Origin of the sequence: Arthrobacter alpinus, assembly GCF_001445575.1 — a bacterium.
Taxonomy (GTDB): Bacteria; Actinomycetota; Actinomycetes; order Actinomycetales; family Micrococcaceae; genus Specibacter; species Specibacter alpinus_C.
On sequence record NZ_CP013200.1, the window covers coordinates 3,939,431 to 3,951,667 of the forward strand.

General features: G+C 59.0%; 9 protein-coding genes. 7 read left to right on the plus strand and 2 right to left on the minus strand.

The annotated features are described in order from the left end of the window. Positions 1-299 precede the first annotated feature (299 nt). The 6 genes from xylA (at position 300) to AS189_RS17515 (ending at position 9,219) form a co-directional block, all read left to right on the plus strand. Positions 300-1,490 (plus strand): xylose isomerase, encoded by a 1,191-nt coding sequence (gene xylA, locus AS189_RS17490; protein WP_062291816.1) that lies wholly within the window; start codon positions 300-302, stop codon positions 1,488-1,490. 4 nt (positions 1,491-1,494) lie between these two features. Further along, positions 1,495-2,952, plus strand: coding sequence for a xylulokinase (gene xylB, locus AS189_RS17495; protein ID WP_062291819.1), 1,458 nt, complete (start codon positions 1,495-1,497; stop codon positions 2,950-2,952). A gap of 319 nt (positions 2,953-3,271) precedes the next feature. Beyond that, entirely contained in the window at positions 3,272-4,396 is a 1,125-nt protein-coding gene (gene chvE / locus AS189_RS17500) for a multiple monosaccharide ABC transporter substrate-binding protein (RefSeq protein WP_129587333.1), read from the plus strand. Positions 4,397-4,501: 105 nt separating this feature from the next. Next, a complete protein-coding gene (gene mmsA, locus AS189_RS17505; RefSeq protein WP_424581610.1) occupies positions 4,502-6,019 on the plus strand; it encodes a multiple monosaccharide ABC transporter ATP-binding protein in 1,518 nt (505 codons plus the stop codon). Beyond that, the gene (mmsB, locus tag AS189_RS17510; protein WP_062291827.1) at positions 6,019-7,206 is read left to right on the plus strand and encodes a multiple monosaccharide ABC transporter permease; all 1,188 of its coding nucleotides are present in this window, start codon (positions 6,019-6,021) and stop codon (positions 7,204-7,206) included. The genes mmsA and mmsB overlap by 1 nt, the downstream gene beginning before the upstream one ends. Positions 7,207-7,404: 198 nt before the next feature. Next, positions 7,405-9,219: a PspA/IM30 family protein gene (locus tag AS189_RS17515; protein ID WP_062291830.1), complete on the plus strand. Its 1,815-nt coding sequence runs from the start codon at positions 7,405-7,407 to the stop codon at positions 9,217-9,219. A 22-nt stretch (positions 9,220-9,241) separates the two neighbouring features. Here AS189_RS17515 and AS189_RS17520 read toward each other — a convergent pair whose 3' ends face one another. After that, positions 9,242-10,270 carry a DMT family transporter gene (locus AS189_RS17520; RefSeq protein WP_237759915.1) on the minus strand — a complete coding sequence of 343 codons (1,029 nt, stop codon included), beginning with the start codon at positions 10,268-10,270 and terminating at the stop codon, positions 9,242-9,244. A gap of 489 nt (positions 10,271-10,759) precedes the next feature. Between AS189_RS17520 and idi the strand changes: the two genes are divergently transcribed. Then, positions 10,760-11,344, plus strand: a complete 585-nt coding sequence (gene idi, locus AS189_RS17525; protein WP_062291834.1) for an isopentenyl-diphosphate Delta-isomerase — start codon at positions 10,760-10,762, stop codon at positions 11,342-11,344. A 4-nt stretch (positions 11,345-11,348) separates the two neighbouring features. Here idi and AS189_RS17530 read toward each other — a convergent pair whose 3' ends face one another. After that, positions 11,349-12,170: an SDR family oxidoreductase gene (locus AS189_RS17530; RefSeq protein WP_062291838.1), complete on the minus strand. Its 822-nt coding sequence runs from the start codon at positions 12,168-12,170 to the stop codon at positions 11,349-11,351. Positions 12,171-12,237: the final 67 nt, after the last annotated feature.

Consider the following 12,237-nt stretch of genomic DNA (forward strand, 5'->3'; position numbering starts at 1 on the left):
AAGCGTACTGTGCTCCGCACCGTCCTAGCCCCTGCCGTTATCCGCCTTCGCCGCTGATTTCCGCGGGTCAGCACCTGAGCCACGTTCCGGCGTCGTGCACGGAGAGGCCAAACCAACCACATTTGATTACATTAGCAACTTAATATGTCTTCGGCGCAGTATGACCACATTACAAAAGCACCTGCACGCCCCATCGTTCAAAAAAGTTCTCACCGCCGACGCTTGACGTGCGTCAAAATGTCCAATATGTTTGTACTCAGAACTTATCTTTTGAGACGCACATCACCCGGAGGAACATCATGGCACTGCAGCCAACACGCGAAGACAAATTTTCATTCGGCCTCTGGACCGTTGGATGGGAAGCACAGGACCAGTTCGGTTCCGCAACCCGCCCCAAGCTAGACACCGTTGAAGCCGTCAACCGCCTCAGCGACCTCGGCGCCTACGGCCTGACCTTCCACGACAACGATCTGTTCCCGTTCGACGCCACGGCCACCGAGCGTCAGCACGAGATCGACCGCCTCAAGGGTGCGCTGGATTCCACCGGCATGATTGTGCCGATGGTGACCACCAACCTCTTTAGCCACCCCGTCTTCAAGGACGGCGGCTTCACCTCCAACGATCGCGGCGTGCGTCGCTTTGCACTGCGCAAGGTCATCGAGAACATCGACCTGGCTGCCGAGCTTGGCGCCGAAACTTTCGTCATGTGGGGCGGTCGCGAAGGCAGCGAGTACGATTCCGCCAAGGATATCCGCGGCGCACTTGAGCGTTACCGCGAGGCCGTGAACCTCTTGGGCGATTACGTCACCGACAAGGGCTACAACATCCGTTTCGCGATTGAGCCCAAGCCGAACGAACCTCGCGGCGATATCCTCCTGCCCACCCTTGGTCACGCGATGGCGTTCATTGAAACGCTGGAACGCCCCGAAATGGTCGGCATTAACCCGGAAACCGGCCACGAGCAGATGGCAGGCCTGAACTTCACCCACGGCATCGCCCAGGCGCTCTACCAGGGCAAGCTGTTCCACATTGACCTCAACGGCCAGCGCTCCATCAAGTTCGATCAGGACCTTGTCTTTGGTCACGGCGATCTCCAGAACGCTTTCTCCCTGGTTGATCTGTTGGAAAACGGCGGCCCCAACGGCGGCCCGTCCTACACCGGCCCGCGCCACTTCGATTACAAGCCCTCACGCACCGAGGACATGACTGGTGTGTGGGATTCTGCAGCTGCCAACATGCAGACCTACCTGTTGTTGAAGGAACGCGCCACAGCTTTCCGCGCCGATCCCGAGGTTCAGGCCGCACTGCTGGCCTCCCGCGTGGAAGAGATCAACCAGCCCACCCTGAACCCGGGCGAGGGCTGGGAAGCACTTCGTGCCGACAAGGCCTCCTACGAGGACTTCGACACGGAATCCTACTTCGGCGGCAAGGGCTTCGGCTTCGTCAAGCTGCAGCAGCTCTTCATCGAGCACTTGCTGGGCGCGCGGTAATCCCATGGCGCTAGTTGCCGGGATCGATTCTTCGACCCAAAGTTGCAAGGTTGTCATTCTCGATTCCGGCACCGGCGCCACCATCCGCACCGGCCGGGCATCCCACCCGGACGGCACGGAAATCAGCCCCTCCTACTGGTGGACCGCTTTGCTAGAAGCACTGCACGACGCCGGAGGGCTGGCTGATGTTTCTTCCCTCGCCATCGCGGGGCAACAGCATGGCATGGTCCTGCTGGACAGCGAAGGGCGTGTAGTTCGCGATGCCCTCCTCTGGAACGACACCCGATCCGCCGCCTCCGCCGATGCCCTTGTGGCTGAATTCGGCGCTGCGGCGTTGGTGGAGCGTTCCGGTTCGGTCCCCGTGGCCTCGCTGACCAGCACCAAGGTCCGCTGGGTACGTGACAACGAACCCGAGAACGCCGCACGCGTTGCGGCCGTTGCCCTCCCCCACGATTGGCTGTCATGGCGGATCCGAGGTTACGGACCTGTTGATGAAAGCCCGCTGGGCCCTGATCTGGAACAACTTGTCACCGACCGTTCCGATGCCAGCGGCACCGGCTATTGGTCTCCGGCACGTGAGGCTTACGATCTGGAACTATTCGAGGCTGCTTTTGGGCGCCTGGCACGCGAAGCCGGCTCGGGTGAGCCGGCTGGAAGTCTGATTGTGCTGCCCAAGGTTGCAGCGCCGTCGTGCGTCATGGGCCAAGTCCACGCAGACTACGCCGATGGCAGCGAGATTATTGTTGGCGCAGGTGCCGGTGACAACGCTGCCGGTGCGTTGGGCCTTGGCATCACCGCCGGAGATATTGTCATTTCCTTGGGTACCAGCGGCACAGTGTTTGCCGCAGCCCCTGCCGCCGTCAACGACCCTTCCGGGACGGTGGCGGGCTTTGCCGATGCGGCCGGCGCGTATTTGCCGATCGCGGTGACCCTGAATGCCGCACGCATCCTGAGCTCGGTTGCAGATTTGTTGGCTGTCTCCTTTGACGAGTTTGCCGAACTGGCTCTGACGGCAGAACCTGGCAGCGGCGGCGTGGTGCTGGTTCCTTATTTCGAGGGCGAGCGCACTCCTAATCTGCCAACGGCCACGGCAAGCTTCCATGGCCTGAGCATTGCCTCAACTACCCGCGCCAACACGGCCAGGGCCGCCATTGAGGGCATGCTCTGTGGTTTGGCCGACGGCTTGGACGCTGTCGCCGCCACGGGCGTCAGCGCCGAACGGTTGCTATTAATTGGCGGAGCTGCGCAAAACCCTGCCGTGCAGGCAGTGGCCGCGCAGGTGTTTGGCGTGCCGGTGACGGTACCGGCCCCCGGGGAATACGTTGCCCGCGGTGCGGCCGTGCAGGCTGCCTGGGCGCTTTCAGGCGCCCGTCCAGCATGGGAACTGGACCTCGATGCAGAACCCACAGCTGATTACCGCCCCGTGATCCGCGAGCACTACGGGGTTCATTCCGGCGCCTAAGGTTGCCCCTCCGTCACTGCCGCTGAGCCCGGCACACCAGATTGATTCCTCGCGATGATCTGGTGTGCCGGGCTGCTGCGTTTAAGGAGGGGTGAGCGTTCACATTTTGAACGCATCAGAAACACCACTCAGCTCACAAGCCCATCTCGACCAAACCCGCACTTGACATGCTAGATGTGTGCCGGGTTACACTATCTACGAATGTTAGCGCTAACAAATATTGATGGCGCAGATTTCGTTGTTGAGGCTAATCGCCAACAACTCGCAGTACCTACTCTCTCGTGGCAACGACGCTCACTGGACTCAAAAGGAACTCACCATGAAATTTAAGAGATTGATCGTTGGCGCCTTGGCGCTTGGCCTCGCTTTGGGAACCGCAGGTTGCGGAACCCGCGGCGGCGAATCAACCGATGCAGCCGGATCAGGCGACAATAGCGGTGCACTGATTGGCATTGCGATGCCGACCAAAACCTCCGAACGCTGGATCAAGGATGGCACTGCCATTCAGCAGTCGCTGGAGAAGCTGGGGTACAAGACCACACTCGAGTACGCCGATGACAAGATCCCGCAGCAGGTCCAGCAGGTCAGCAACATGATCACCAAGGGCGCCAAAGTCCTGATCATTGCCTCCATCGACGGAACAGCATTGAGCGATCAGCTAGATGACGCCGCCAAGGCCGGCATTAAAGTCATTGCCTATGACCGCCTCATCAACGGCAACGCCAACGTTGACTACTACACCACCTTTGATAACGAGAAGGTCGGCGTCGACCAAGCCACGTCACTGCTGACCGGTTTGGGCATCCTGGACGAAGCCGGCAAGGAAACCGGCAAGACCGGTCCGTTCAATGTGGAGCTGTTCGCCGGAAGCCCGGATGACAACAACGCAACCTTCTTCTACGACGGCGCCATGAAAACGCTGAAGAAGTACATCGATAACGGCACACTGGTCGTCAAGAGCGGCCAGACCGGTTTCACCCAGATCGCAACGCTTCGTTGGGATCCGGCAACCGCTCAGAAGCGTATGCAGAACCTGATCGCCAGCAGCTACTCCTCCGGTGGAGCCAAAGTTGACGGCATCCTCTCCCCCTACGATGGAATTTCCATCGGAATCATCTCCGCTCTTGAATCCTCTGGCTATGCCGCCAGTGCCCTTCCGGTTATCACCGGCCAGGATGCAGAGGCAGCATCGGTGAAGTCCATCATTGCCGGCCAGCAGTACTCCACGATCTACAAGGACACCCGCAAGCTGGGCGACCAGGCCGTGGCCATGGCAGATGACCTCCTCAAGGGCAAGACTCCCGAGGTCAACGACACCACCAGCTACAACAACAAGGTCAAGGTTGTTCCGACCTTCTTGCTCCAGCCTGTTGTGGTCACGAAGGCCAACTACGAGAAGGAACTCGTCGAGAGCGGTTACTACACCGCCGACGACCTTAAGTAGTGCGAACTTCCTGTTGCGGCGGCTCACACCGCCGCAACAGGAAGGAATGCAATTCCCATCACGAACGCGAAATGAAGGTCCATCGTGACATCAACGATCCTTGACATGCGTGCCATCACCAAGACATTTCCAGGGGTCAAGGCCCTCCAAGATGTTTCGCTCGAGGTCACACGCGGACAAGTACACGCCATCTGTGGCGAAAACGGTGCCGGTAAATCGACGCTTATGAAAGTACTCTCCGGTGTCTACCCGGCAGGTACCTTCGACGGTGAAATCTGGTTTGAGGACAACCTCTGCCAGTTCAAAGACATCAAGTCCTCTGAAGCTGCCGGCATTGTCATCATTCACCAGGAACTGGCACTGAGCCCGTTCCTCTCCATCGCCGAGAATATTTTCTTGGGCAATGAGCTCGCCAAAAAGGGTTTTGTCGACTGGAACAAAACCAATCTTGAAGCTTCAAAGCTACTGGCCAGGGTAGGTCTGAACGATCACCCCACCACCAAAGTCTCTGATCTAGGTGTTGGCAAGCAACAACTAGTGGAAATCGCCAAGGCCCTTTCCAAAAAAGTTAAGCTGCTCATTCTTGACGAGCCCACGGCTGCCCTTAATGACAGTGACTCAGAAAACCTGCTGAACCTGATCAAACACCTGCAAGGCCAGGGCATTACATCGATCATGATCAGTCACAAACTCAATGAAATCAAGGCTGTTGCCGACAAGGTGACCATCATTCGCGATGGTCAGACCATTGAAACTTTGGACATGCATGCCGACGATATCTCCGAGGAACGCATCATCAAGGGCATGGTGGGTCGAGATCTGAACAGTCGCTACCCAGATCACACCCCAACCATTGACGAAGAACTCCTGCGCATCGAAGACTGGACCGTTCACCACCCGGTGGATCAAAGCCGCCAGGTGGTCAAGGCAGCAAACCTTAAGATCCATGCTGGAGAGATTGTTGGCATCGCCGGACTCATGGGTGCTGGCCGAACCGAGCTTGCCATGAGCGTTTTCGGGCGGACTTACGGAACAAACATCAGTGGCACCGTGTACAAAAGAGGCGTTGCCATTGAAACCAAGACTGTCGCGGCAGCCATCAAGCACGGCATCGCCTACGCGACTGAGGACCGTAAGCATTACGGCCTGAACCTCTTGGACAACATCCGGAGGAACGTTTCAGGCGCTGCACTGTCCAAGCTATCGCGGTGGGGCTGGGTAGACCGCCACAAAGAACACGTGGTTGCCGAGGGATTCCGCAAGAGCATGAACATCAAGGCACCGGGTGTAGGTTCCATCACCGGTAAGCTCTCTGGCGGAAATCAGCAAAAAGTTGTCCTTTCCAAATGGATGTTCGCCAACCCTGATGTCTTGATCTTGGACGAGCCTACCCGCGGCATTGACGTGGGTGCCAAGTACGAGATTTACAACATCATCAATCAGTTGGCCGACGAGGGTAAAGGCATCCTCGTCATCTCCTCTGAGCTGCCCGAACTATTAGGTATCTGCGACAGGATTTACACCCTGGCCGAGGGCCGGATTACGGCTGATGTACCCAAAGCCAAAGCAACTGCAGAATATCTCATGCGTTTCATGACCCAAGCAAAGGAGCAGGACATCTGATGACTGCCATTAATTCCGCCTTTCAGTACCTGACCGGCCAGCTCCGGCAAGTGGGGCTCTTCATCGCCTTGATTGTGATCATCGTCTTTTTCCAGATCACAACCAACGGCATCACGCTGGCACCGATCAACGTCTCCAACTTGATCGTTCAAAACAGCTATATCCTCATTCTGGCTGTGGGCATGGTCATGGTCATTATTGCCGGACACATTGATCTGTCCGTTGGCTCAGTGGTGGCGTTTGTTGGTGCCATGGCCGGAGTCATGATTACCCAGTGGCACATGCCGTGGTGGCTGGCGATCATTGCATGCTTGGTCCTCGGTGCCGTAGTTGGCGCTTGGCAGGGCTTCTGGATTGCCTACTTCGGCATTCCATCGTTCATCGTCACACTGGCAGGCATGCTGACCTTCCGTGGTTTGGCGCAGATTGCTCTACAGAACCAGCAGATTTCCCCCTTCCCTGATGAGTTCCGGTCCCTGGGCAGTGGCTTCCTCCCCGACCTCGGCGGCGGAACATCGTTCCTTGAACCGCTGACGGCAGTTCTGGGTGTGCTTGCTGCAGCGGCGTTCGTCATCGCTGGCATCAAGCAGCGCTCGAATCTGAAGAAGTACAACCTCGCTGACGAACCGACTGCTTGGTTCATCGCCAAGTTGGTCTTCACCTCTGCCCTCATTTTGCTCATCGCCTACCTGTTGGCTAGCTACCGGGGAACACCGATTGTGCTGCTGGTCATGGGCGTTCTCATGGTGGGCTATTCGGCCGTCATGGCAAATTCCATCTGGGGCCGGCATATTTACGCAGTGGGCGGCAACGCCCATGCGGCCGAGCTCTCAGGCGTGAACACCAAGCGCGTCACCTTCACTCTGTTCATTAATATGGGTGTGCTGGCAGCTTTGGCTGGCCTGGTGTTCACCGCGCAGCTCAACCTCGCCAACCCGAAAGCGGGTGAAGGCTTTGAACTTGACGCCATCGCCGCCGTCTTCATTGGTGGCACGGCAGTGACCGGTGGTGTGGGAACCGTGATCGGCGCCATTATCGGCGGTTTGATCATCGGTATCTTGAACAACGGCATGTCGATTATGGGGGTGGGTACAGAATTCCAACAGCTCATTAAGGGACTGGTCCTTCTTGCCGCCGTAGCCTTTGACGTCTTCAACAAGCGCCGGGCCAAGAACACGCTTAAATAGCTTCTTGAAGCACGATCAGCTGTGTGGTTCCGCAATCGCCCCGGAGCCACACAGCTTCCTTTTTTAACCGGCTACTTCGGGCCATTTGTGGTTGTTACCGTGTTGGCGTAACTCAAACGACTATGACAAGTCCCATTCACTGCTGGGATGTAGGGTGGGGCACTAACACGATCCGGTTTTTCCGATGGCAAAGGAGCCATGATGCCTGCACAGAAGAACAGGAATCGGCTCTCGCAGGCAGCGCCGCCCGTTCCGAGCGAGCAGATCACCCCCGCCGTTGTGCACATGGGTGGCGATGCCCTAGCCCGTGAGCTGCTGGATCCACTGCGCAACTTCACGGTGCTTGTCATCTCCCGCATGGCAGATGCGGACTTTCATATTGATGCGGAGGCGCTGGCGGCCCGACTGGGAGATGAAGCCCGCATCATCCAGGTGAGCAACGGGATTGAAACCCGCCATCTGCAAGACCGATTGCCTGCGCAGCTACACATTTTCGGCACGGGTGCCCGGGTCTATCCGCATGGCGAGCGCTGGCTGGAACGGGTACCGGGGGCGCACGTGCCGCACCACCTCTCCCAGTTGCCGCAGCTGTACCAAAAACTTGAGAACGAGGTCCTCGCTGCCCAACATTTCGAGCCGCCCCGGCCCGCCACCGCCCCCATCAGCGTGATTTCTGAGGCAGTAGTCAAGGGCTTCCCGGCCGAGGACAGGGCCATGGTTGAGCTGGTTCCCAGCGGCGAGCAGGCACTGATTCGCAGCGAGGACCTGCTGCCGGGGATCCCGCTGGACTGGCTGGTGGCCAAGGCCCAGTTACTTTCCGGGACACTGGATCCGGCCACCCACGTTCTAAACATCGGAACGCTCCTGCTCCCCCGCCCGTCCCCCGTCACCGTCTACAGTCACGGCGATGTGGCGTTGGCCCGAGTTAAAGCCGTCTGCCCCCGCCATGCCACGGTCCAGCTGTGGCCCGGCAGCGACTTCCCCATTGGTGTGGAACATATCTCTTCCAATGACTTGGACTCCGCCGAAGACCTCCTGACCGAAGGCGAGGTGGTCCGGGTACGGGTGCTTTACCACAACGGCGCCGTGGTGTTGTCCATGCTGGACGTGGACGACGACGAACCGGCAGTCCCGACGCCGCCGCTCCTTCGCGGCGGCCCACCCTGGCTAGACCTGGAGAGGCCGTATGCCTCCATCTTCGCCAATCGCTCCCCCGTTTCCTCCCCAGCCCCCGCAAACCCGGACGACGGCGAGGAATCCGCACGCTCCGGCGTCGAACCTGCACAGTCAGAATCCCTTCTCACCCCTGCTGCGCGGCGGACAGCGCTGCAAACTACGCAGATGCAGTTGGAATCGGCCCGCCACACCATTGACGAGTTAATGGCTGCGGCGAAACGGCAGGGTGCCACTGACAAGGTGGCGCGGGCGCTGCAGGACCAGCTGGAAGATGGGCGGAGGGCGGCTGCCGATCTGGCGCGCGAACACAACATGGCCACCCATCAAGTGGAGGCGCTCAAGACGGAGCTGGCCAAGGCAAAGTCGACGCTGGTGCAACTGCGCCAACAGCGCCGATCGGCCGCGTCACGGACCGAAAACGCGCTGGACGCGCTGTTCTTAGATCCAGAGCAACAATTCACCTTTGAGCTGCAGCAAGTCTGGGCACGGGTGGTTCCGGCTGCCGAAAAGTCCCTGTATCCGCTAGGGAAATTCAGTGTCAGCCCACTGTTTTTGGACTCGTGGGGCACGCTCACCGAGCAGCAGCGCACCAAGACATTGCGGGCCGTGGTGGATCTGGTGGCCGATTGGCAGGGTCCGTTGCGCAAGCGGGAACCGCACATGTTGCGGCTCAATGAGGGCGCTCAGGCGCAGCCCACCCTGCGTGGCGATGACGTGTGCTGGCGCCTGTACGTGGAGAAGGGGACTGCTGGGGCGCTGCGGCTGCACTACTGGAAGCTGCAGGCCGGTGGCGTAGAGCTCCATGCAGTGGTCCCACACGACGTGGTCAAGCCCTGAACCCGGCTTTGAGCCTCCCCGCTTACGGTTCCCGCGATTGCTGGACCGTGTTGTTGCGCCGCCACATTTTCGACAATGGAGATCCGGGCAGTGCGGCCACGACGATTGCCACAAGTGTGAGCAGGATACCGAAGATGGTCTGCGGATAGATGGCACTGCCAGCAACGGGAAGAAGCCAGTCCATCAGGAGGGCACCAATCAGCTGTCCGGCAATCATGCTCAATCCCGTCAGCAGCACACCAATGCGCCGGATCAGCAGGGCGCTGAGGACCAAATTGATGCAGCCCAGCACGCCCCCTAGATACAGCCATGGGTCAGTTGGCAAGGTCGGCAGCCCACCTGTGAGAGCTAATTTGACAGTCCAGATCAATGCCAGCGCCACGCCTCCGACCACATAGTTGATCAATGTCCCGGGGATGGGTGACTGGACTTCGGCGGCGATTCTGCCGTTCACCGCGTGCTGAAACGTCATCAGGACCCCGGCCAGGATGACCAAAGCAAGCGGGATCAGCAGGGCCACAGGGTCCGGGGCTCCGGAGATGCGAGGCGACACAGCCCAGAACACCGCACTCACAGTAAGAACGACACCGAGCACTCGCAGCGCGGTGATGGCTCGTTTACCGCCCGGACCCAACCCCATTCGGTCTACGGCCAGCCCGCTGACCGTCTGTCCGGTCACCACCGCCACCGTGTAGATGGCGATCCCTACCCCTGTTACAAAACTAGTCTGCGCAAAGATAAAGTATGCCCCGATCAAGCCGGCCGCATGGAAGTACCAGGGGATTTTCCGTTGTCGAGTATTTGAGATGAGTTTGATAAACGCGGTCCGGCCGCTGGGAATCACCAGGGTAGCAAGGGCCATGACCAGCGCAGCTCCCGCGAAGCTGAATAGTCCTGCCAAGAGTGGGTCTTGCAGCCGATGTCCCAACTCACCGTTGATCCGAGCCTGCAGAGGTAATGTCAGCCCCGCGGCAACGGCCAAAGGAACACCGGTAATCAGTGCCCTTGCCGGCGCTTTGGACTGCGCGAAGGTTTTTGCCTTGAGCGTCACGGCCATCCTAAAAACCAGCCTGGAATAGCTTGCGACGCAGCTGCGATGCCTGGCCCGATGGGCCGCACCCATGGCCTGCGGCAAAAAGGTGGGTTGCGATGAGCTGGCCAGGGTATTGCAAGGTCAAGGTGTTCTCCAAGAAACTGGTCTAAAAATCGTAGAAAGTATCCGTGAAGTCAGCCGATCTCCTTATCCTCGACTGTGCAACAGTAATGGAGGACTTTCAACTGAGACCAATGGCAATTGCATGCCTTCTAATATTGCTTGCCGCTCATTGAGAAGATGATCAGCCACACAAACATCAGAGATCCACGTACTTTCCCACCGTATCCTGAGGGAAGCGCCACTGGCAACCGATTGCCAAAATGAATGTCAATGGCACTAGCTCGTGCTGGCTGCTTCCCGGCACAAAAACCTGCCGGCGGCGACCCCGGATACACTGGTCTTTGGTGCTATTTGCCTAGGGAAATCGCATCGACCCTGCTAAGAATGCTGCGAGTAGAAGGAGCTGGTCCCACCGTGGGTCACGACATTGAGATTGAGCTGGTCAGGTTGCTAGATGAGAGCGGAGCAGAGATCGGCACCGCAGATAAGGCGCTGGTTCATACCGAGACGACGCCCCTCCACCTTGCCTTTTCCTGCCACCTTCTGGACGCTCAGGGCCGCACCTTGCTGACCCGCCGGGCACTATCCAAGCTGACCTGGCCGGGAGTGTGGACCAATTCCTTCTGTGGCCACCCGGCACCCGGGGAGTCCTTCCAAGACGCCATCATCCGCCGCGCCGCCGTCGAATTGAACATCGTAGTCACCGACATCCAGCCGGCACTTCCGGATTTCCGCTACCGCGCCGTGGACGCCTCCGGCATTGTGGAGAACGAGATCTGCCCCGTCTTCACTGCCGTGTACGACGGCGATGCCACCATCGCGCCCAACCCCGCCGAAGTCTGTGACTGGGCTTGGGCCGACGTAGTGGACGTTGAAGAAGCAGTAACGGCCACACCCTTCGCCTTCAGCCCCTGGATTGCCCAGCAGCTGGCCGAGGGCGTGTACACCGGAGGTCACCTCCAGGCGTGAGCGTCTAGACCGCCGTCACCATGGCGTCGCTGTGCTCCCACAATTGCACGGCCAGCGCGGGATCCTGCGCCTGCCGGCTCGTCTTGGCTATTTTGCGCTTGGCGTAGTACTCCCCCGGTGTCCAAACAACTCCGGGGACTGTGGTGGCTAGCCACAGCAACGTGTCTGCACCTTGTTCCGGAGAGAGCAGCAGGCGCTTGGCAATGGGTCCGTAGCCAAGCTTCATCAGGGGAGTTGATTCGGCGGCAAAATTGGTGCCCACCACGCCCGGATGGAAGGCAGCTGCGTTAATGCCGTGGTCCCCGTAGCGGCGCTGCAACTCCTTGGTGAACAAGATGTTCGCGAGTTTGGCGTTGCCATAGGCCGTGCTGGGACTGTAGTGCTTGCGAGCGTCCAGATCGTCAATGTCGAATTTCGCCATCAGCTTGTGCGCCGAACTTGAGGTATTGATAACGGTGGCCCGGCTAGCCACCAAATTGTCAATGAGCAAGGTGGTGAGCAGGAACGGGGCCAGGTGGTTCACCTGAAACGTCTTCTCATGCCCGTCCACGGTTTCTTCCCGGTCTGCCATGATGCCGCCTGCGTTGTTCGCCAAGACATCAATGCGCGGATATTTCTGGGAGAGAGCGGCCGCAAGTGCGCGTACCTGTTCCAGCTCACTGAAATCGCAGAGAAAATAGTCGGCGTCGAGTTCTTCCGCGACGGCACGGGTCTTCTCCGGCGAGCGTCCCACCAGAACTAAAGTGTCCCCCGGATACGCCAACATTCTTGCCGCTGCCGCCCCGATCCCGTCGCTGGCACCGGTGATGACTACTGTTCGTTTCATAAAACACCCCTTAGAAAGTTTTTTCAGCATACCCCCGGACACTGTAGCGACGCTGGGTAAGAGCTGC